The organism is Enterococcus sp. DIV0086, from assembly GCF_050498705.1.
In the GTDB taxonomy this organism is placed as follows: domain Bacteria; phylum Bacillota; class Bacilli; order Lactobacillales; family Enterococcaceae; genus Enterococcus; species Enterococcus faecalis.
In genome coordinates, this window is the sequence record NZ_JBNIDN010000001.1 from 2,717,304 (window position 1) to 2,738,908 (window position 21,605).

The 21,605-nt window shown below is 37.5% G+C and carries 23 protein-coding genes and 1 riboswitch; of the genes, 15 read left to right on the forward strand and 8 right to left on the reverse strand.

The window, feature by feature from the left end; all coding sequences use genetic code 11:
- Window positions 1–46: 46 nt before the first annotated feature.
- Complete coding sequence (locus IGI63_RS13115) at window positions 47–268, forward strand: hypothetical protein (protein ID WP_002355814.1); 222 nt, start codon at window positions 47–49, stop codon at window positions 266–268.
- Between the two features lie 58 nt (window positions 269–326).
- On the opposite strand, the gene IGI63_RS13120 is transcribed toward IGI63_RS13115, so the two are convergent.
- Window positions 327–932, reverse strand: a complete 606-nt coding sequence (locus IGI63_RS13120) for a hypothetical protein (protein ID WP_002383359.1) — start codon at window positions 930–932, stop codon at window positions 327–329.
- A gap of 120 nt (window positions 933–1,052) precedes the next feature.
- Window positions 1,053–3,275, reverse strand: coding sequence for a HelD family protein (locus tag IGI63_RS13125; protein WP_002385063.1), 2,223 nt, complete (start codon window positions 3,273–3,275; stop codon window positions 1,053–1,055).
- Window positions 3,276–3,409: 134 nt separating this feature from the next.
- On the opposite strand from IGI63_RS13125, the gene IGI63_RS13130 reads away from it, so the two are divergent.
- From IGI63_RS13130 to IGI63_RS13145, 4 genes are all read left to right on the forward strand, one after another.
- A complete protein-coding gene (locus IGI63_RS13130) occupies window positions 3,410–4,180 on the forward strand; it encodes a TatD family hydrolase (RefSeq protein ID WP_002358846.1) in 771 nt (256 codons plus the stop codon).
- On the forward strand, window positions 4,177–4,761 hold the full coding sequence (gene rnmV / locus IGI63_RS13135) for a ribonuclease M5 (protein ID WP_002358848.1): 585 nt from the start codon (window positions 4,177–4,179) through the stop codon (window positions 4,759–4,761). Before IGI63_RS13130 ends, rnmV begins: the two co-directional genes overlap by 4 nt.
- An 18-nt stretch (window positions 4,762–4,779) precedes the next feature.
- Window positions 4,780–5,667 carry a 16S rRNA (adenine(1518)-N(6)/adenine(1519)-N(6))-dimethyltransferase RsmA gene (gene rsmA, locus IGI63_RS13140; RefSeq protein ID WP_002358849.1) on the forward strand — a complete coding sequence of 296 codons (888 nt, stop codon included), beginning with the start codon at window positions 4,780–4,782 and terminating at the stop codon, window positions 5,665–5,667.
- 127 nt (window positions 5,668–5,794) lie between these two features.
- Window positions 5,795–6,412: a hypothetical protein gene (locus tag IGI63_RS13145; RefSeq protein ID WP_002355821.1), complete on the forward strand. Its 618-nt coding sequence runs from the start codon at window positions 5,795–5,797 to the stop codon at window positions 6,410–6,412.
- A 50-nt stretch (window positions 6,413–6,462) separates the two neighbouring features.
- Here IGI63_RS13145 and IGI63_RS13150 read toward each other — a convergent pair whose 3' ends face one another.
- Window positions 6,463–7,566, reverse strand: coding sequence for an ABC transporter ATP-binding protein (locus IGI63_RS13150; RefSeq protein ID WP_002355822.1), 1,104 nt, complete (start codon window positions 7,564–7,566; stop codon window positions 6,463–6,465).
- Window positions 7,567–7,751: 185 nt separating this feature from the next.
- On the opposite strand from IGI63_RS13150, the gene mgsA reads away from it, so the two are divergent.
- Window positions 7,752–8,174 carry a methylglyoxal synthase gene (mgsA, locus tag IGI63_RS13155; RefSeq protein WP_002355823.1) on the forward strand — a complete coding sequence of 141 codons (423 nt, stop codon included), beginning with the start codon at window positions 7,752–7,754 and terminating at the stop codon, window positions 8,172–8,174.
- 66 nt (window positions 8,175–8,240) lie between these two features.
- A riboswitch (THF riboswitch) is annotated at window positions 8,241–8,408 on the forward strand.
- A 30-nt stretch (window positions 8,409–8,438) separates the two neighbouring features.
- Complete coding sequence (locus IGI63_RS13160) at window positions 8,439–8,987, forward strand: folate family ECF transporter S component (protein WP_002385065.1); 549 nt, start codon at window positions 8,439–8,441, stop codon at window positions 8,985–8,987.
- Window positions 8,988–9,038: 51 nt separating this feature from the next.
- Here the strand turns inward: IGI63_RS13160 and IGI63_RS13165 are convergent, their stop codons facing one another.
- Both IGI63_RS13165 and IGI63_RS13170 read right to left on the reverse strand, forming a co-directional pair.
- Window positions 9,039–10,805, reverse strand: coding sequence for an ABC transporter ATP-binding protein (locus IGI63_RS13165; protein WP_429975913.1), 1,767 nt, complete (start codon window positions 10,803–10,805; stop codon window positions 9,039–9,041).
- Complete coding sequence (locus tag IGI63_RS13170; RefSeq protein ID WP_002364705.1) at window positions 10,795–12,522, reverse strand: ABC transporter ATP-binding protein; 1,728 nt, start codon at window positions 12,520–12,522, stop codon at window positions 10,795–10,797. Before IGI63_RS13170 ends, IGI63_RS13165 begins: the two co-directional genes overlap by 11 nt.
- A 125-nt stretch (window positions 12,523–12,647) precedes the next feature.
- Between IGI63_RS13170 and IGI63_RS13175 the strand changes: the two genes are divergently transcribed.
- The 3 genes from IGI63_RS13175 (at window position 12,648) to IGI63_RS13185 (ending at window position 15,532) form a co-directional block, all read left to right on the forward strand.
- Window positions 12,648–13,415 carry a putative ABC transporter permease gene (locus IGI63_RS13175; RefSeq protein WP_002387023.1) on the forward strand — a complete coding sequence of 256 codons (768 nt, stop codon included), beginning with the start codon at window positions 12,648–12,650 and terminating at the stop codon, window positions 13,413–13,415.
- A 248-nt stretch (window positions 13,416–13,663) separates the two neighbouring features.
- Window positions 13,664–14,872, forward strand: a complete 1,209-nt coding sequence (locus IGI63_RS13180; RefSeq protein WP_429975914.1) for a 3D domain-containing protein — start codon at window positions 13,664–13,666, stop codon at window positions 14,870–14,872.
- Between the two features lie 96 nt (window positions 14,873–14,968).
- Window positions 14,969–15,532 (forward strand): GNAT family N-acetyltransferase, encoded by a 564-nt coding sequence (locus IGI63_RS13185; RefSeq protein ID WP_002355832.1) that lies wholly within the window; start codon window positions 14,969–14,971, stop codon window positions 15,530–15,532.
- 45 nt (window positions 15,533–15,577) lie between these two features.
- Here the strand turns inward: IGI63_RS13185 and IGI63_RS13190 are convergent, their stop codons facing one another.
- Together IGI63_RS13190 and IGI63_RS13195 are read right to left on the reverse strand one after the other, a co-directional pair.
- Window positions 15,578–16,102, reverse strand: coding sequence for an LURP-one-related/scramblase family protein (locus tag IGI63_RS13190; protein ID WP_002355833.1), 525 nt, complete (start codon window positions 16,100–16,102; stop codon window positions 15,578–15,580).
- A gap of 51 nt (window positions 16,103–16,153) precedes the next feature.
- Window positions 16,154–17,023, reverse strand: a complete 870-nt coding sequence (locus IGI63_RS13195; protein ID WP_002383369.1) for a Cof-type HAD-IIB family hydrolase — start codon at window positions 17,021–17,023, stop codon at window positions 16,154–16,156.
- 133 nt (window positions 17,024–17,156) lie between these two features.
- On the opposite strand from IGI63_RS13195, the gene IGI63_RS13200 reads away from it, so the two are divergent.
- The 5 genes from IGI63_RS13200 to IGI63_RS13220 all read left to right on the forward strand — a co-directional run bounded on the left by IGI63_RS13200 (window position 17,157) and on the right by IGI63_RS13220 (window position 20,505).
- A complete protein-coding gene (locus IGI63_RS13200) occupies window positions 17,157–17,837 on the forward strand; it encodes a uracil-DNA glycosylase (protein WP_002363309.1) in 681 nt (226 codons plus the stop codon).
- Window positions 17,838–17,992: 155 nt separating this feature from the next.
- Window positions 17,993–18,976, forward strand: coding sequence for a phosphate acetyltransferase (gene pta, locus IGI63_RS13205; RefSeq protein ID WP_002355836.1), 984 nt, complete (start codon window positions 17,993–17,995; stop codon window positions 18,974–18,976).
- Window positions 18,977–19,117: 141 nt separating this feature from the next.
- On the forward strand, window positions 19,118–19,612 hold the full coding sequence (gene tsaE / locus IGI63_RS13210; RefSeq protein ID WP_429975915.1) for a tRNA (adenosine(37)-N6)-threonylcarbamoyltransferase complex ATPase subunit type 1 TsaE: 495 nt from the start codon (window positions 19,118–19,120) through the stop codon (window positions 19,610–19,612).
- Complete coding sequence (locus IGI63_RS13215; protein WP_202575932.1) at window positions 19,605–20,126, forward strand: GNAT family N-acetyltransferase; 522 nt, start codon at window positions 19,605–19,607, stop codon at window positions 20,124–20,126. The genes tsaE and IGI63_RS13215 overlap by 8 nt, the downstream gene beginning before the upstream one ends.
- Before the next feature lie 169 nt (window positions 20,127–20,295).
- Entirely contained in the window at window positions 20,296–20,505 is a 210-nt protein-coding gene (locus IGI63_RS13220; protein WP_002355840.1) for a hypothetical protein, read from the forward strand.
- A 73-nt stretch (window positions 20,506–20,578) separates the two neighbouring features.
- Here IGI63_RS13220 and bopD read toward each other — a convergent pair whose 3' ends face one another.
- Window positions 20,579–21,589, reverse strand: coding sequence for a LacI family transcriptional regulator BopD (gene bopD / locus IGI63_RS13225; RefSeq protein ID WP_002358859.1), 1,011 nt, complete (start codon window positions 21,587–21,589; stop codon window positions 20,579–20,581).
- Between the last annotated feature and the right edge of the window lie 16 nt (window positions 21,590–21,605).

Genomic DNA, 21,605 nt, shown 5'->3' on the forward strand with positions numbered 1-21,605 from the left:
TTTTTTGTATACTAGAAGAAAAGTGATTTGATGTGGGGGAAGTTTGATGGCTTATCATACTTATGAATTTTTAAAAAGACGTAAAAATGATCCAAAATGGAGAAAGGCCTATACATCTGCTAGGAATAAACGTATTATTGGTACTTTAGTTACGATAAATATAATTATTTGGGGCTTTGTTTTGTGGAAAAAAATAGAAAGTGGCGATATAGAAGTAAATAATATTATCGACGTCCTAAAATCGAAAATCAACGAATTTTTAAATTAAAAGAATCGAAGAAAAGCCTAGAAAAAATCATTTGCGATTTTTCCTAGGCTTTTCTATTTTAGAGTTTCACTTTTTTAGGTATTCGTTTTTTACCAAAACGGCCTTTCGTTAGGCGACTTGGTAAAATGATCAGTAAGAGTGAAAAAGGGACACTAATAATTTGCCACGTGAGTAAACGGCCTAAGCTATTATTTTTATAGAGCCACTCTAATATAAAATGCAGCCCTAAAATACTTAACAAAGCCAAGCCTGTCAGGAAATAAGGCGTTGATACCCAGTCGGTCGTTTTCAAGAGACTAAAACCTAAAGGAATTAGATAAAAGTAAGCACTTGTTAAAGTAATACGCCAACTTTTCATAACGGTGCCTAAATTAATTATAAAAAAAAGTAAAGATAGGACTAAAGCAAAAGGTGGAAACAAAGCCACTAACGCCGAATAGATGGTTCCCCAGACGAGCATTAAGGGACCTTTAACAATAGCGGCAATAAGTGTAAACAAGCCAATTAGGAGTAACTGCTGTGTCAGTGAGCCAAAGGTTAGCAAGCCAAATAAAATAAGCAGTAGCCAGTGCCAAATGGTTTGGTTTTGTTGTTTTCGCTCAATAGTTACATTTTTTTGGATAGAGGTTTTTAAAAAATTTTCTAAATCAGGTGATTGTTTCACCTTATCACGCTCCTCTCAACTTAAGAGACAACAAACGAGTAGGTCTGCTAATTAAAAAGCAGTGCCTACTCGTTTATTATAAGTGGTTTTTCTAAAAATAAAATCCGCCTTAAGTCTCAGTTACCGGGCTGCCAAGTAAGGTGTAAACCATTCAGAAAGTGTGCCGGTATAAGGTAAAACGACCCGTTTCATTCCACGAGAAATAGCAGTATACAGGATTTTTTTATCTCGTTTATTGTCGGAATAACGATTAACATTTGGGTTATGAAGAATTACATTATCAAATTCTAGACCTTTTGCCATATCAATTGATAAAACTTGCAGTGACGGATGTTCTTCCAATGAAAGAGAAGCACTAAGTTCTTTTGTTAATTGTTCTTTTTCTGAAAATGTTTTAGTAATAATGGCGGTGCTTTCTTTCGAATCAAAAGTTGTAATGGAAGTGACGATTGCTTTAAGATAGTCAGACGCAGAGTCACAAGGAATAAATGTCGGCTTTTCTCCATCATGCCGGATGGGCACAATGGTTAATTGCTCTGGTTGAGTGCCTAATGTTTGGAAGAGTCGTGTAATTTCTTTACTTGAACGATAGCTGTTTAATAATTGATAGGTTCCAACAGAACGGCTGGTTTCGTTAACCAATAAATCATGGGCTTCAGAAAATTCAATGGCTGTATTAAAAATGGCTTGATTTTCATCACCAGCTAAAGTAAAACTAGCTTTAGGGAAAAGTGTCAGCAGTAATAATAATTGGGCTTCTGTATAATCTTGGACTTCATCGACTAGGATAAAAGCCATTTGCTGGTTGGCGAGGTTTTCAATAAATGCATGTTTCACCAAAATAAGGGCCACAATTTCATCGGCTGTGAAAACAGCTGTCTCTTTTTGATACGATTTTTCAGTGAATAAAGAATAAAACGTTTCAAAAAAGGCCCATTGATCTAGCCAAGCATCATTTTTAATAGCGGCAGTGATAGAGCGATATTTTTTCTTCAAACGTTTTAAAGCAAAATCAGCCAGATGTTTTTCATTATCTTCGGTAATCACTGTGCCAAAATAACGAACTTGTTCAGCTTCTGTTAAATCTTGGAATTGATCCAACATTTTTTTAGAATGGGCTTGTTTTAATAAGTACCGTGTCCAAAGACTGGTTAATTTTTCTTTTGTGGCTGAAATTCGTTGGCGAATACTCAAGTCAGCTGGTGTTTCTTGATAAAGTTTAAAAATTGTTTCTGAAGTAAATAAGGTCTGCTTTTTAAAAGTTAAAGGACGGAAAAAATGTGGCTGCACAACTGCTTTTTCAGGATTGCTTAAAAGAAACGTTGCAAATTCTTTTGAACGAATAACGTGCTCTTGCTCCGTTGCCTCAGAGCGAGTAATGCGTTCGAAATAGTCCGTTTCTTCTTCCATTGGCCATGCTTCTTTGGTAGTGAAGCGCAAAAATTGTAAAAGAGTCAAATTCAAGGGATTTCGTTCGCCTAAATTCGGTAAAACTTGAGAAATATAATCAATAAATGTTGAATTTGGTGAAAGTAATAAAATATTATCCGCTGTAATTTCTGCTCGATGTTGATAAAGTAAATAAGCAATCCGTTGCATAATCGCAGACGTTTTCCCACTACCAGCAATCCCGTTGACTAGTAGGAGTGGCTGCGTTTCGTCACGAATTATTTGATTTTGTTCTTGTTGAATGGTTGTCGTAATGTCCTTCATATAAGGAGAAGCATCTTCTTCTAAAGAATGCAATAACACATCATCTTGAATCGCAATGGTTGTGTCAAAATAGTTGATTAATTGATCTTTTTCAATAATTAACTGTCTTTTCAAATCAAGTTGTACAGGAATGGTTTGTTGATGTGCCGTGTAGGCTGTTTTCCCTAAAACATTGTCATAAAATAACGAAGCAATCGGTGAGCGCCAATCGTGAATGCGCGTTTCTTCTTCTAAAGAAGTAAAATCGTTTACGCCAATATAAAAGTTTTCTGGCTCTTCAGGGCTGTCTTCAAAAGTCACGCCAATTTTGCCAAAATAAGGAACTTGTAATAGGCGTTTCACTTTGTCTAAATTTTTAGCCGTTGCTTCATTTTTTAAGTTCCACTGATCAATTTCACGGTTCTTCATTTCCAACATGGCAAACGTTTCTAGATTATCGGCATAACTATCAAAATTCAGCTTAGAATCGCGACCAAATTCCTCTAGCATATGTTTGCCATCTTTCATTGTGTTCGCCAATTGCTCTTCGTAAACTTTTTTAGCCGCTTGCAGCTCATGATAAACCGTTGTTAAATGCTGTTGTTCATAAATTTTTTCATCGGTCATGGAGATTCCTCCTTTTAATAACATGACTGAATAGTATACGTTACTTTTAGCATAAATGCAAGCGCTGTTTATGAGGAAATGGCGAATCTTGTCGCCTAGTCATTCAGATTTTTCAAGAAATATGATAAAGTAGAGAGGAGATAAAGGAGGCAATCATAATGATTTTTGATACACATACACATTTGAATGCAGAACAATTTAATGATGATATTCCAGAAACGATTGCACATGCCCAAGAATTGGGTGTTACAGAGATGGCCGTGGTCGGTTTTGATGAACCAACGATTGAAAAATCTCTTTTACTTAGTCAGGAATATGCCAATATTTATAGTATCATTGGTTGGCATCCAACAGAAGCGGGTAGCTATACGCCAGAGGTTGAACGACGATTACAAGAACAATTAACGTTGCCAAAAATTGTAGCATTAGGTGAAATCGGTCTTGATTATTACTGGATGGAGGATCCTAAAGAGGTGCAAGAAAAAGTCTTTCGCCGTCAAATTGCGATTGCTCGGGAAATGAATTTACCGTTTAGTGTGCATACGAGAGAGGCATTAGAAGATACCTATCGAATTTTAAAAGATGAAAAAATTTCAGATATTGGTGGAATCATGCATAGTTTCAGTGGTGATGCCGAGTGGATGAAGAAATTTTTAGATTTAGGTCTGCATATTTCTTTTAGTGGAGTCGTAACGTTTAAAAAGGCGTTGGATGTTCAAGAAGCGGCGATGGCGGTACCACTTGAACGAATGTTGGTGGAAACAGATGCACCCTATTTAGCCCCGGTTCCTTATCGTGGTAAACGGAATGAACCAGGCTATACACGATACGTAGTGGAAAAAATTGCTGAATTACGACAACTAACCTTTGAAGAAGTGGCAGAACAAACGAGAGTCAACGCTCATCGCTTGTTTCGGATAGATAAATGAAAGAAAAAATGAAAGTTGCAGAAATCATTGTCGTTGAAGGAAAAGACGACACACGCCGCATTCAAGAGGTAGTTGCAGCGGATACGATTGAAACGATTGGCTCTGCTATCAATGATGAAATTTTGACACAAATTGAACACGCACAAGAAACGAGAGGCGTGATTATTTTTACAGATCCAGATTATTCGGGCGAAAAAATTCGTAAAACAATAATGGAAGTCGTTCCTGATGCAAAGCATGCTTTTTTATCAAGAAAAGTCGCAGTTCCTAAAAAAAATGGCGGTAGCCTAGGGGTTGAACATGCTAGTGATGAAGCAATTATTGAAGCCTTAAAAAAAGTCGTAACACCTGTTCAAGCTGATGAAGACTATCAAGAAATTCCTAGACAAACACTAGTTGAATATGGTTTAATAGCGGGAGCAAATGCCAAAAAATACCGTGAATTATTAGGAGATGACCTAAGAATTGGCTATACAAATAGCAAACAGTTAGTCAAACGGTTAAGCATGTTTCGGATTACAGAAGCAGAATTGAAAGAAAGCATGACACGTATTTTAAAAGAACTTGCAAACGAAGAATAACTACATGGAGGAACAAGCGTGACGGACTATAAAGAAATTGCCACACCATCCAGAACCAAAGAAATACTAAAAAAGCATGGATTTTCATTTAAAAAGAGTTTAGGTCAAAATTTTTTGACAGAGCCTAATATTTTAAGAAAAATTGTAGAAACAGCGGGAATCAATCAGCAGACAAATGTTGTCGAAGTCGGGCCTGGAATTGGTGCATTAACAGAGCAATTAGCGATGAACGCGGCACAAGTTGTGGCTTTTGAGATTGATGATCGCTTGATTCCTGTCTTAGCAGATACCTTAAGTCGCTATGATAATGTAACAGTGGTGCATCAGGATGTTTTAAAAGCTGATTTGGTCGAGACAACCAACCAAGTTTTTCAAGAGAAGTATCCGATTAAAGTGGTGGCTAACCTACCTTACTATATTACTACGCCAATTATGATGCATTTTTTAGAATCTTCTTTAGATGTAGCTGAAATGGTTGTGATGATGCAAAAAGAGGTCGCTGATCGAATTGCTGCTAAACCAGGAACGAAAGCTTATGGCTCATTATCAATTGCTGTCCAATATTTTATGGAAGCAAGTGTCGCCTTTATTGTGCCAAAAACAGTTTTTGTGCCGCAGCCCAATGTTGACTCGGCGATTATTAAATTGACGCGCCGTGCTACACCAGCAGTGACAGTGACCAATGAAAAAGAATTTTTCAAATTAACCAAAGCCAGTTTCCAATTAAGACGTAAAACATTGTGGAATAACTTAACGCATTTTTATGGGAAAGATGAACAAACGGTGGCTTGGCTAAAAGAGAGCCTAGCTGAAGCAGAAATTGATCCTTCTAGACGTGGTGAAACATTGTCTTTAGAAGAATTCGCTCGTTTAAGTAATGCTTTAGAAAAAAATAAACCAGTATAAAAAAGAACTTTCTGTTATTTATGAGAAATAACAGAAAGTTCTTTTATGTGTCTTGACACATTGCGGCTGTTCAGCTACACTTGAGAAAAACAAAAAGGTGTCATGACACCTTTAGGAGGCAGTTTTAATGAAAACAAACTCAGTAAAACGTTTAACAATTTCAGCACTTTTAATTGCAATGGGGATTATCATTCCAATGGTTATGCCAAGAATTACCATTGGTCCAGCCAGTTTTACATTAGCAAGTCACGTCCCAGTTTTTATTGCCATGTTTATTTCTCCAGTGGTGGCAATTGCGGTTAGTCTAGGAACAGGTTTTGGTTTTTTCTTATCCGCAACACCGATTATTGCTTTGCGGGCCTTATCTCATTTGATTTTTGCAGTCATTGGCGCAGTGATTTTACAAAAGCATCCAGAAATTTTAATTAATAAAGAGGGGAAATTCACTTTATTAAATGGGAAATTACAGTTGTTTAACGTGGGAATTGGAGTGATTCATTCCGCTGCCGAGCTAGTGGTTGTTTCTGTATTTTACACAATGGGCAACTTGCCAGGAACCTATTATACAGCCGGCTTCATGTATTCTATTTTTCTTTTGATGGGCGTTGGTGGATTAATTCATAGTTTGGTGGATTTCAGTATTGCCTACTTTTTAGCAAGTACCTTAAGTAAACATGTAGATATTCCAACTTTTACAGAAGCGAAACAACCCAAAGTGATAAAGAAGAAGGTTAAATTAGCATAAAGAGAAACAATCGAGGCATCCATCATTGTGACGGATGCCTCGAGATTTTTTTATTTAATGACTTCTTCTGTTTGAGGGTCGAAGAAATGTCCTTTGTTAATATCAAAAGCTAAGTCAATCATTTCACCAGGATGGTGGAAGTCACGAGCATCTACTTTTGAGATAAACTCTGTATCACCAATTTTTGTATAAAGCATGGATTCAGCCCCTAATAATTCAGAAACAACAACTTCAGATTTAATCACTGCATCTTTCATTGCCGTTAAAGCCACTTGTTCGCTATGAATATCTTCTGGACGAATACCGAAAATTAATTCTTTGCCTTCATAACCATGTTCAACAAGCTCTTTGTTTCTTCCTTCAGGAATTGCTAGCTTTAAGCCATGTTGGTTAGAAATAACCCCATTGTTTAAGGTAACTTTGAAGAAATTCATGGCAGGTGAGCCGATGAACCCAGCTACGAACATATTTTTTGGTGTATTGTAAACTTCTTTTGGTGAACCAATTTGTTGAATAAAGCCATCTTTCATAATTACGATTCGGTCAGCCATGGTCATCGCTTCGGTTTGGTCATGTGTCACATAAATTGTCGTAGTTTCTAAACGTTGGTGTAGTTTAGCGATTTCAGCACGCATGGCTACACGTAATTTTGCATCCAAGTTTGATAAAGGTTCATCCATTAAAAAGACTTTGGCATCACGGACAATTGCCCGGCCAAGTGCAACACGTTGGCGTTGTCCACCAGAAAGCGCCGCAGGTTTACGCTGTAAGTACTCTGTTAAGCCCAGAATATCTGCAGCATTTTCCACCCGTTTTTTAATTTCAGCTTTATCATATTTTCTTAGTTTTAAACCAAAAGCCATGTTATCAAAAACAGTCATATGCGGATAAAGCGCATAGTTTTGGAAAACCATGGCAATATCACGATCTTTCGGTGCAACGTCATTCATGACTTTGTCCCCAATTGATAATTCACCTTCAGTAATATCTTCTAAGCCAGCAATCATGCGCAATGTTGTTGATTTACCGCAACCAGAAGGTCCGACAAAGACGATAAATTCACGGTCTGTAATTTCTAAGTTAAAATCTGTAACAGAATAATGTTCTGCATTGTCATATTTTTTATACACATTTCTAAGCGCCATTTCCACCATTTGATACGTCACTCTTTTCTTTTTGATTTGTTACTCATAGTTTAAATGAAAACGCTATCTTTCAGCAAGGGAGAGTTGCACAAGAAAAAGAAGACTTTTTCGTCAAGGTGACAAAGGGCAAACACTCTCAGCGGATTTATCGATAAACTTTTGTTATAATATAACAAAGACAGGAGTTGGATAACATGAAAATCGCTTTAATCGCTCATGATCGTAAAAAAACATTAATGATCAAACTAGCAACCGCTTATAAACATATTTTAGAAAAACATGAATTGTATGCAACAGGGACGACAGGCATGAAAGTGATGGAAGCAACTGGCCTACCCGTGCATTGTTTTAAATCGGGGCCATTGGGTGGGGATCAACAGATTGGCGCAATGATATCAGAAGACAACATTGATTTAGTTATTTTTTTAAGAGATCCTCTTTCCGCGCAACCGCATGAACCAGACGTGACGGCTTTGATTCGTCTAAGTGATGTCTATGAAATTCCTTTAGCGACCAATATCGGCAGTGCTGAAATTCTTTTGAGAGGTGTCGAGGCGGGGTTTGCGGACTTCCGTGAGGTCATCCATGAAGGGGATCGTCGACCGTTAGCTTTTTAGAGAACCTTAATGGTTATTTTGACTATTTTGTGGTATATTTTATGAGGACTTTTGTACAAATAAAATAACAGAGTAGGAGACAAAGCGTTAAGTGCTAAAAGGATGGGATGTTGCCTTTTGGACGAAGAACATAAACAGTGTGTTGCTAGAAAGTAAAGGTTCTTACTTTGCTTATCATCAGAACAACACGTTCAGCTTTTTAATGTTCGCGGTTTTGTTTTCGCATTCGCTGCATGGTTCGTCATGTAGCAGCTCTTAGAGGAGATGCTAAAAATGACAAAGAAAAAATTTGGCACAAAATCCATTGCGTTAATGGGCGTACTCATTGCGGTGGTCGTTGTCTTTTCACGCTTTTTTGCGTATGAAACAACGTTTTTAAAAATCAGTTTCACGTTTATCCCAGAATCATTGATTGGGATGATTTTCGGACCTTTTTGGGCTGGAATCGGCACGGCGGTGGCTGATGTAGTAGGAATGCTGCTTTTTCCAAAAGCAGGCTATTTTCCTGGGTTTACTTTAAATGCCTTTTTGGCTGGTGCTATTTATGGTTATTTCTATTATAAGAAAGAAATGACATGGCAACGAGTGATTTTGGCGACATTGTTGGTCACCGTTTTAATTAATATCATTTTAACGCCTTTGTGGTTAAGTTTAATGTATGGAGTCAATCTAGCAAATTTTGCTTGGTGGGTGCCACGCTTAATTAAAACAGTTATTTTCTTTCCTATTCAAGTAATTGCCACTTATTATTTAGGCAATAAAATTCCCTTTAAACGTTTATTTGGAAAACCATTATCTGAATTAGATCAATAAATTTAAAATTAAAAGAGTCACTTTTCATCATCCCAGAAAAGTGACTCTTTTTTATTGTGCTTTTTGATTAAACTGTGCTTCGTAAAGGTCACGATAATAACCCTGTTCTTTTTGCAATAATTCGTCATGGGTGCCAATTTCAACCACTTGACCATTATCCATAACTAGAATTTTTTCAGCACTTTTGATTGTTGCTAAGCGATGGGCAATAACAAAACTGGTCCGGCCAGTCATCATTTGTAAAAAAGCATCCTGAATTTTTTGCTCGGTCAATGTATCAACTGAACTGGTCGCTTCATCTAAAATAAGCATCGGCGGATTACTAATCATCGTGCGTGCAATAGTCATTAATTGTCGTTGTCCTTCAGAAATTTTAACGCCTTGGGAACCAATCTCGGTATCTAGTCCTTGAGGTAAACGCATGACGAAATCAAAAATATGGGCTTTTTTCATGGCTTCTATAATTTCTTCGTCAGAGGCTTCAGGATTTCCGTACGTTAAATTTTCCCGAATGGAGCTATCGAATAGCCAAGTATCTTGGAGAACCATACCAAAACTTTTTCGCAAGCTGTCCCGAGTAATTTGAGTAATGTCGTGAGTATCAACCGTAATTTGACCATGGTCGACCTCGTAAAAGCGCATTAACAAATTCACTAATGTTGATTTACCCGCACCAGTTCGCCCAACAATGGCAATTGTTTCTCCTGGTTCAGCAATTAAATTAAAGTTTTCGATTAAAGGTCGCGTCGGCGTGTAAGAAAAATCAACGTCTTTAAATTCAACACGGCCTCGCGCTTCTTTCAAAACAATTGCGTTCGGGGCATCAGGACGTTCAACTGGTTGATCCATCATATCAAAGGTACGTTCCAATCCAGCTAAGGCGGCTTGGATTTGGTTGGTGATTCCTGAGAGTTCAATAAAAGGTTTAGAAAATTGACTAGAGTAAATGGTGAAACTGGAAATAACACCAACTGTGACTAAAGGATTGCCACTTAAAACTAACAAGCCACCGACTAATCCAATCGATAAGTAAGATAAATGGTCGATAAATCGAGAAAGTGGGTTGGTTAAGGAAGAAGAAAACTGAGCCTTCTGTCCTTTTTCATACAACGTTTGATTCAATGCTTCAAATGTTTCTTGCGTAGCTTGTTCTTGTTGAAAGGCTTTAACAATTTTTTGGTTGCCAACCATTTCTGAAACGAAACCGGAAATTTCACCAACAATCGTTTGTTGTGCAGCAAAGTTTTTTTGTGAAGCTTTTGCAACAAGCCAGTTTACAATAAAAATAATCGGCGTACTGATAAGAACCACTAATGTGAGTAGGGGACTTAGCCGAATCATAAAGAGCAAAGCAACAACGACGGTGGCCATGCCAGAAAATAATTGGTTGAAGACAGCCGAGCAAGCCATTGAAATATTGTCAATATCGTTGGTAAAGCGACTGACGATATTTCCGTGTGATGTTTGGTCATAATAACTTAACGGTAATTGATTTAAATGGGCAAAGGCATCTTTTCTCAGCTGTGTGGTCGATAAATAAGACACGCGATTACCGAGACGTTGAATCAGCCATTGACTTAGAATGGTTACTAGTAAAATCCCTGCTAATAAACCTAAAATTTTGATGAGTTGCGCAGCATTGACTTGTCCTTTACCAACCATTGTATCAACGGATTTACCTATATAATAAGTCATGAGGACAGTCGAAAAACCACTGAGAATTCCTAGGATTAAGGCGCCGATAATTTCTTTTGGATAGCGTAGTAAATACGGCTTAAAACGTGAGAAGGCGCCAAAATGAATTTTTTTAGTTTGCATGGGTATCCTCCTCCTGTGACGCAACGATTTCTTGATACTCTTTAGAAGAAGTAAGTAATTCTTCGTGGGTGCCAAGGCCAGCGACTTTTCCACTATCTAGGACTAAAATTTGATTCGCCGTAGCAATCGAACTCACGCGTTGTGAAATTAAAATAACGGTTGTCTCTGCTCGCTCTTTTTGTAAAGCACGGCGCAGATTCAAATCTGTTTGATAGTCGAGGGCACTCAAGGAATCATCTAAAATAAGTAAATGCGGTTTCCTAATCAAGGCACGGGCAATGGTCAACCGTTGTCTTTGTCCACCAGAAAAGTTTTTTCCGCCTTCGTTAACAGGCGTGTCTAACCCTTGGTCTAATTGTTCAACAAATTCTTTACATTGGGCGATAGCTAATGCTTCCCAACAGTCTTCATCAGTTGCATTTGGTTTGCCCCATTGTAAGTTTTCTCGAATAGTCCCTGTAAATAAGACGGCAGTTTGTGGAACACTTGCAACTTGTTGGCGTAAAGTAAAGAGCGGCCAATCGCGCACATTTACACCATTAATAAAAAGGTTTCCTGCACTCACATCATAAAATCTGGGAATGAGTTGGGTTAAGGTACTTTTCCCGCTGCCGGTAGGTCCTGTGATGCCGAGAATTGAGCCTTTAGGAATCGTAAAATTGATATTTTCCAAAGCCAAACCGGCCTCTGGTTCATAGCGAAAATCTACATGGTCAAAGGTAATATCACCAAATTGTGGAGATGTTTTTGCTGATTCTGGTGTATCTGTTAACTGGCTTTCTACAGTTAAAACCTCATTGACACGGTTTGCGGAAGCGGCAGCTCGCGTAAAAATTACCACGAGATTAGAAGCAACAATTAAAGCGAGCATCATTTGATTCATATAATTGATCAATGCTAAAACTTCCCCTTGTTGCAGGGAACCGAAAGAAACTTTTAAGCCACTAAAATAAAGTAAAAATAAAATTCCAACATTCATAATCAAAGTGGTTAAAGGCGTTAATAAAGCAGAGACATTCGATACACGAATGTAAATATCGCCTAAATCATCTGAAGCTTTATCAACATGTCGTTGCTCTGTTTCCTTTCTAGCAAACGCACGGATCACACGGACACCGCTTAAATTTTGACTAATTTGACGGTTTAACCGATCCAAATATTCTTGGACTTTTTGATATAAAGGCACAGTCACTTTAATGATAATAAAGAGAATAAGGCTAAAAATTGGTAAAAGTAATAGGAAAAGAAAGCCCATCTGCACGTCAATGTAAAAAGCCATGACCACAGAACCGATACTTAAAAAAGGTGTCCGAATGACCAACCGAATAAACATCGCTAAAGCCAATTGAAGCTGGTTGATATCGTTTGTGATCCGGGTGATGAGGGTATCTGTACCAAAACTATTCAATTCTTTGTGTGAAAGCTGATTAATTTTCTTCATTAATTGATTTCTTAGCTCCGTCCCAAAACCTTGCGAAGCGACTGAAGCATAATATTGACAAATCATGACAAAAAATAAACCAACTAACGACATAACAAGCATCCAGAGGGCCATTTCTATGACAGTCTGTCGGTCGTTTTGACGAATACCGACATCGACTAAGTGAGCCATGAATAAGGGCAAGACTAACTCGAAACAAGCTTCTAAAAATTTGAAGACTGGACCGAGGATAATTTGTTTTCGATAATTTTTTGCGTATTTCAATAAACCAAACATAAGATTCCTCCCTTTGCTGCTCTCATTGTAGCCTAATCTTTCAATGAAAGAAAGTTGTTCGCTACATTTTCTCAACTTCTGTTAAAATAGAAGAAAAGCGCAAAGAAGTGGAGTGTGACAGAAACGTGGAAAAAATGAGTCAGGTTATTTTGTTATTTTTTATTTATTCCTTTATCGGCTGGTTATGGGAAACGGTGTATTGTTCATTAAAAGCTAAAAAATTTGTTTATCGAGGATTTTTGGTAGGGCCCTATTGTCCTATTTATGGATTTGGGGTCTTAAGCGTTCTCTATTTTGTGGAACCCTTTGAAAACAATCTCTTGGTATTGTATGTCGGATCGGCTGTTTTAGTGACGATTTTAGAATATGTCACTAGTTATGGCTTGGAAAAACTGTTCCATGCCTCTTGGTGGGATTATCATGATGTACCTTTTAATTTAAACGGTCGCGTGGCTTTACCGGTTTCTCTTTTTTGGGGATTGGGTTGTGTCTTGATTGTCAAAGTTATTCAACCAGAAATCGCCAAAGTTGTCAGTTTTTTACAAGCAACCTTTGGCAACTACTTAGCACTTTGCATAGTGATTGTAATGGGGCTTGACTTAATTTATACGTTGCTGAACATGCAAGGTTTCAAAAAACTTATTACCGAGATGGGCCAAACGTTGGAAACGAACCAACAAGAATTTAAGCAACGGTTGAACACAAAAATGGAAATCGCTACAGCTGATTGGCAGAAGTTAAAAGAACGAACCAAAAAAGAGCATTTCCAAAATCGGTTAAATTTCCAACAACGTCGTTTTATTAACAATTACCCAAAACTAACTTTAAAAAACATTAAAAATTCCAAAGAAGTTCGGCATCTCTTAGAAGATTTGAAGAAAAAGGGCCAATAATTAACAAAAAATATTACAAAATATTTCAATCAATGGTCTAATGGGATGAAAAAAAGAAAAATCGTCAAAAGCTAGTTTTTAAGCCGTCTTAAGAAATTCTTAAAGAATTGAGATAGAAATGGACTAATGAATAAACGCAGGATAAAAAAAGAGTTGCATTTAAATTGTAATAAATTGTAACATGATTGAAATAAAACAAGCCCTCCTGACTAGTATAATGAGTAGGTGTTTTAGATAAGTTAGGAAAGGTGTTGGATTTAGTGAAGGTTAAAAAGTTGATACCATTTTTAACAACAATGATGCTTATCAATTTTGGACTTCCAGTCGCTGCGGCAGCAGAATCACTTGATTCGTTGCAAGAAAAAGAAGTGCAAGCGAAACAATCTGGGGAGTTAATTAGTAAAGAAATCAATTCAGCCTTAGACGATGTAAATGCTAAATATGCGGAAATCGAACGTTTAAAAACGCAAATTTCAAAAGCGGAAGATACGTTGAAAACTTCGAAAGAGGAAATAGAAAAAACAGAAAAAAATATTTCTCGTCGTAAAGAAGCTGTTGGCGATCGTATGAAGGATATTCAATTAAATGGCGACCAACGTACTTGGCAAGCCTTATTAGATGCAGAAAATTTATCAGATTTCTTTAATCGGGCCTACGCCATGACCGTTTTACAAAACTTTGAACGGGAAAAGATTGAAAGCTTAACTAGCGAAAAAGAAAAGTTAGCTGCATTACAAGAAAAAGTTGAAAATACGCAAACAACTTTAAAACAAAATGAAGAGAAATTACAAGTTGAAGCTTCTTCAATGAATAATAAAGTCTCTGAGTTAAAAGAAAAAATGGCGGATAATGAAGAATTATTGGCTCAAATTTCGACAGACAAACAGAAAGAGCAACAACGCTTAGTCAGCGAAAAAGCAGCAGCTGAGGCACAGAAAAAACGTGCGGCAGAAACTGCCAAAGCAGAAGCAGCGAAGAAACAAGCAGCTGCCGACAAACAAGCGCAAGCAGATGCGGCGGCCAAACTAGAAGCCAAAGCTGCTGAAGAGTCAATCAGTCAAGCATCAAGCTCTTCTACAAGTATAGAAAGCAGTAGCACTGAATCTTCAAGTTCTGCTAGTTCATCCGAATCGTCATCAACGACAGACGAATCATCAACACCAGGAACTGGCTCTGGTCGTGTGCTTCAGATGGAATCAACTGCTTATTCTTGGCGTGAGCCAGGTGCAAGTAATCTAAGTGCTACTGGTATTGACTTAAGTAAACAAAGCAATGTAGTTGCAGTTGATCCAAGCGTAATTCCTCTGGGGTCATTAGTGAAAGTCTCTGGTTATGGCTTTGCTATTGCTGGAGATACAGGTGGCGCTATTCAAGGAAATATTATTGATGTTCATTTTGATTCAATAGACCAATGTCATGTTTGGGGACGACGTCAGGTTACAGTAGAAATTCAATAATAAATTTGTTATACTAAAGACAAGATAAAAGGAATTGGCTAAGTCAGTAATGATAGTAGCCAGTTCTTTTTTAGTTAAATGTAAAGGAGAATTACAATGATTCGCTCGGCAACAAAAGAAGACGGTCAAGCGATTGCTCGGCTGGTCTTAGTTATTTTAAAAGATATGGAGTTACCAATTTTAGAAGAAGTCTCAGAAGAACAAATGATTGACCTATTAGCAGAGGCAACGGCGTATCCAACCTATCGCTATGGCTATCAACGAATTTTAGTTTATGAACATGCAGGTGAAGTTGCAGGGATTGCTGTCGGCTATCCTGCAGAAGATGAAAAGATTATTGATGAACCTTTAAGAGAAGTCTTTAAAAAACATGGCTTAGCAGAAGATGTTCGGCTATTTATTGAAGAAGAAACCTTGCCTAATGAATGGTATTTAGACACGATCTCTGTGGATGAACGTTTCCGTGGAATGGGAATTGGTTCTAAGTTATTAGATGCTTTACCTGAAGTAGCCAAAGCTAGCGGGAAGCAAGCCTTGGGTCTAAATGTTGATTTTGACAATCCAGGGGCGAGAAAGTTATACGCAAGTAAAGGCTTTAAAGATGTCACAACAATGACTATTAGTGGTCACTTATACAATCATATGCAAAAAGAAGTGTAAAAATAACGAAGCTAAAGTCAATCACTTTAGCTTCGTTATTTTTCATTAATCCGTTAAAGGATCAAAATCTAATCCAAAATCATCGGAAGTTTTTTGTTTTTTCTTATTATATAACCAGTAGTCAAGGACAGCTGCTATGCAGATGCACAACGGTGCGTCCTCATCATTGGCAACAGTTAAAACAAAATAGTCGCCTGTACAAAGCATGGTTTTATCCATTGACATAATTTTTTTATGGACTTGATAAATTGAATATTGATGCGCTTTGATATCACCAACAACTGCCCAGTGAAGGCCTTGAACATAATAGAAATCAGCATTCAAATTGAACAGTTTTCGTAGAGTACCCACTTTTTCAAAACGCTGATATAACTCAAATCGTGTACCAAAAGTCCAAGAAACTTGTTTAATACTGGCTAAAATTTCTCCGTTCATTGCATATAAAGAAAGCGCATCTCCTCGTGTGCCCCAGCGCCCCACCAATAGAAAAAGTGAACGGCCTGCTTGGTCTTTCACGATGGTTCGCGTAACTTTTCCTAACTGTTGTTCTTGAATAAAAAATTCAGACACGACACGATCTCCTTTCTATATATAAATGAGTGCTGTAACTGGTAGTGCTTATTACAAATCTTCTCTTATTGCACGCAGGATGGCTTCGCCAACACCATTTTCTAAATTAGTGGCTGTTTCATATTTAGCGTATTCTTTTAATTCCAGTTCGGCATTGCCCATTGCAAAACTTACCCCAGCCCATTGAATCATGCTGACGTCATTTAAATTATCACCAATAGTCATGACTTGTTCAGCGGGAATCCCACGTTCTTTAGCGACGCGCGCAACTGCAATCCCTTTTTGTGCTAGGCGGTGGTTAATTTCAATATTATTAAGCGCAGAAGAGGTAACAACCAAATCATCTAGTTCTTCTACTTCCATCCCAGCAGGGCCTAATACTTTCGGCCCATCCATACTGAAGCCAATAATTTTAAGGACTTCAATCGAATCATCTTTTAAAATGTCGTCTAAACGATCAACATAGGTAATATGCAATAAAGATAGGTGTGCTGAAGCCATGGCAATCGCCACTTTATAAGTTAAATGGGGCATGGATTCTGCAATATGAGCGGCAAAGTTTTCAATTCTTTTTTCTTGATGTTCAGAAAAAATACCTTTATTTGTAGAGATTTCATAGTAAACATTGTGTTGACTCAAAATAGTTAGTACTTCTGTTACTGTTTCTTTTTCGATCCCAGCCGTGAAAAGTGAGTGTCCATCTTTGTCGAACACTTGGGCGCCGTTTAAAGTAATCATGGCGCAGTCAATTCCAGCTTCTTCTAACGCGGGTTTCGCTTCGGTATATGCGCGGCCAGTAGCAACCATAAATTCGATTCCTAAACGTTCCGCTTCGCGAATTGCTGAAGCGTTATCATTTGTGATGCTCATTTTTGCATCTAAAAGTGTTCCATCCATATCTGAAGCAATTAATTTAATCATCGATTCTCTACACCTCATTATCTATTTAAAGCTTACCTATAGTTTACCACGTTTTTCCAAGAGAAAGTACCCAGAAATTTCTTGTCAGGTTTGGAGAAATTCGTTATGCTTAGAGAGCGAAGGAGTGAGCATTATGAAAGAAATTATTCACAATAGTTGGCAAACCGTTTTATCTGCTGAATTTGAAAAACCATATTATCAAGAATTGCGGGAATTTTTGAAAAAAGAATATCAGACACAAACGATTTATCCAGATATGTATCATTTATTTTCAGCGTTAGAACTAACCCCTTTTGAAGAAGTAAAAGTAGTAATTTTGGGACAAGATCCATATCATGGACCCAATCAAGCACACGGACTAAGTTTCTCTGTCCAGCCAGGTGTGAAAGTGCCGCCATCTCTTGCGAATATTTACAAAGAATTACAAGCTGATTTAGGGTACCAACCCGTCAACCATGGCTTTTTAGAAAGCTGGGCTAAACAAGGCGTGTTATTATTAAATACTGTGTTGACTGTTCGGGCAGGTCAAGCCTATTCCCATCGAGGTAAAGGGTGGGAGCAACTGACAGATGTCATTATCGAAAAGTTGAATGAGCGTGAAAAACCTGTTGTTTTCATTTTATGGGGACGTCCAGCTCAAGAAAAAATTAAAATGATTGATACGACTCGGCATGTGATTATCAAATCGCCACATCCAAGTCCATTGTCAGCACATCGTGGTTTTTTTGGCTCACGTCCGTTTTCTCAAGCGAATGCCGCTCTAGAACGCTTAGGGGAAACGCCGATTGATTGGCAACTTCCTGAAACAGTGTAATGTAACAGCGCAATCTGTTATAGTGTAGAAAAGTTAGTTTGTGAAAAGTTTATCGGATTATTGGTTTTTTTGACTAATACAGCTAGAAAAAACTGTTATTTTCTTTGAGAATAGTGTATGATGGATTTTGTAAATATAAAACTGGAGGGTTTATCGTGGAATTATTCGATAGCTTAAAATTTAAAGTCGTACGCCGTAATATCAAAATTGTTTTCCCTGAAGCAACAGATCCTAGAATCTTAGGTGCTGCTGCCCGCTTAAAATCTGATGAATTAGTAGAACCAATCTTAATTGGTGATCCAACAGATATCGCAAATGCTGCTATGGCTCGTGGAATCAACACATCAAACTTTATTATTATCAATCCAAATGATTATGAAAAATGGGATGAAATGGTCGAAGCATTTGTTGAACGCCGTAATGGAAAAGCTACTAAAGAAGATGCTGAAAAAATCTTAAAAGATGTCAACTATTTCGGTACTATGTTAACTTACATGGGTATTGCTGATGGTATGGTTAGTGGTGCTATCCACTCAACAGGTGATACAGTTCGCCCTGCGTTACAAATCATTAAAACAAAACCAGGCGTGAGCCGTACAAGTGGTGCTTTCTTAATGATTCGTGGTCGTGACCAAGAAAGATATTTATTCTCAGACTGCGCGATTAACGTGAACCCAACTGCACAAGAATTAGCTGAAATTGCTGTTGATAGTGCCAAAACAGCTGAATTATTTGACATTGAACCAAAAGTTTCATTGTTAAGTTTTTCAACAAAAGGTTCTGCAAAAGCACCAGAAGTAACAAAAGTTGCTGAAGCTACAAAAATTGCGCAAGAATTAGCACCTGAATATGCGATTGATGGTGAATTACAATTTGATGCTTCTTATGTATCTTCTGTCGCACAATTAAAAGCGCCTAACTCAAAAGTTGCTGGAGAAGCAACAGTCTTTGTATTCCCAGATTTACAATCAGGAAATATTGGCTACAAAATTGCTCAACGTTTAGGTAACTTTGAAGCAATTGGCCCAATCTTACAAGGATTGAACAAACCAGTTTCTGACTTATCACGTGGTGCAAACGAAGAAGATGTTTATAAATTATCAATCATTACAGCTGCTCAAACATTAATGAACGACTAATTAACTATGTCAAAGCATGATAAATAAGCAAAGTAGAAGTTGAGGTTCCCAGGACACTTGGGCCTCAACTTTATTTTTTTGAAGCTGCCACTAGTCAACTTATTGAATTTTCGGTATACTTTCATACATAGATTCTTGCAGATGGGAGGCAAAAAAATGAACATTGTCCTGAACAATCCATTGGAAACAGAAGCAATTGCTAAAATCATTGGACAAAAGGCACAAGCTGGTGATGTAATTGTCCTGACTGGTGATTTAGGGGCCGGTAAGACGACAATGACGAAAGGGATTGCTTTAGGATTAGGCATTTCCCAAATGATTAAAAGTCCCACCTATACGATTATCCGAGAATATCCACAAGGACAACTTCCGTTATACCATATGGATGTCTATCGTGTTGAAGAGGGTGCGGATGAATTAGGGTTAGATGAGTATTTTGAAGGAGATGGGCTATCCGTTGTAGAATGGGGCAGCTTGATTGAAGAAGAATTGCCAGAAGATTATTTAGAAATTATTTTAAATAAAGATTCTCAAGAAGCTGACAAGAGAGTTCTTGAATTCCGTGGAACTGGTCCATTGGCAGAAGAAAGAATAGCAGAGATTTTACAAGCGTGGGAGGCTCGCGAATATGACTGAACAAACATTTTCTATTCGAGAAGCAGTGCCTACTGATGCGGATCAATTACTATCTGTGATGTCAAAAATTGGGAGTGAAACGCCCTATTTGGTAATGGATGAGCGAGGAATGGCTATGTCGACAGCAGAATTGGCTGAAAATCTAGCAACACTCTATGAATCGCCAAATAATGTTTTATTGGTGGCATTAGCGGGAGAAGCGATCATTGGGACCGCTTCTGTGTCTGCTTCTTCTAAAAAGCGGATGGAGCATATTGGTGAAATTGGCATTAGTATTTTAAAAGAGTACTGGGGCTATGGACTGGGCAGTATCCTGATGGAAGAACTTATTCGCTGGGCGCATGAAAGTCATGTTATTCGTCGCTTGGAATTAACGGTACAGGATCGCAATCAACGAGCGATTCACGTCTATAAAAAATTAGGGTTTGAAACAGAAGCAATTATGCCTCGAGGCGCCAAAACAGACCAAGGTGAATTTTTAGATGTTCATTTAATGCGTTTGCTGATTGATTAATTATTGGTTAATAATTTTAATTTCTTAAATAATCGAACGATAATTGCATGAAAAAACAAAATTTTCGCAATTATCGTTTGTTTCATATTTATTTTTCTGATATTTTTGTTATAATTATAGAAGAATTTAACGAAAAAATGAAAATTTATTTTGGGAAGGAATGTAAGAAATGGCGAAGGCAACGAAAATGAATGTTAACTATCGAGAGTCGATCTTGGATCGTGCGTATCGTTTAGAGCTAATAAAAAAAGATGAGTATGCAAAACATCAAGAAAAATTATCATTATTAAATGAAAAATTGTCTGACGGGGAACCAGCTCAATTTGATGCAAAAGAAGAAACGTTTTGGAAAAAAATTTCGCAAAAAGTTATTTTATAAAAGTAATACATACGAATAAGAGCGTACACATAGAAAGAAGCGTAAGCAGTGTTAAACTGCTTACGCTTCTTTTTTAATGAATAGGAATAACTGTTTCACGCTTAATTAATTTGTGAGGAATAACGAGACGGACACCATTCGTCAATTCTTCGTGGATTAATTCATATAATTTTTTCATCGCCATTCGACCTAATTCTGACGTGTCGATGTCAATACTTGTTAGATAAGGATGTGTCAATGTTGAAAAGATTGAGTTGTTAAAACTAATAATGGATAACGTTTCAGGAACTTGATAACCATAGATTTGCGCAAGTTGCATCGTCCGCAAAGCAAAGATATCATCAATCACCACCAACGCCGTGGCATTATTTTGATGAAGAATGTCATCAAAAGCCATGTAATCTTCAGGTTTTTCTAACGCAACGCTTGGTAAAACAGTTAATCCTTGCATCATCATTGCTTTTTGATAACCAAAGTAACGTTCAAAGTACAAACTTTCATGCGTTGTATTGGTCACAAATAAAATATTTTTATGGCCGTTTTCAATTAAAAATTCCGTCGCTTGTTTCCCTAATAATTGATTATCATTATCCACGTAAACTATTTCCGTTTCATGTTGGTAAGGTTGACCAATTAAAGTAAAGGGAATGTTGTTTTCATATAAGTAATCAATGACGGGGTCCTTACTATCTGAATACACAAGAATAAAACCGTCCACTTGCTTTTGAAGATGCATTCTTTTAACGTTTTCCAATAGTACATCAAAGCTTTTGGCAGTTGCAATAGCAGTAGTCATATCATAAAGACGGGCTTCCTCGTTGATGGCTTCCATAATTTCTAAATAAAATGGATTCCCTAACCGTTCTTTCGAATCTAAAGGAGGTAAAATTACGCCAATGGCACTTGAAATTCGTTTACCCAAATTCCGTGCCGTCATATTTGGCACATAGCCTAAGTCATCCATGACTTTTCGCACTTTCTTTTTTGTCGATTCAGAAATACTTGGATGATCGTTAATGACACGCGAAACGGTTGAAGTTGCAACCCCCGCTTTCTTAGCGACATCTTTTACTGTAATTGCCATTTTTGCCACGCCTTTC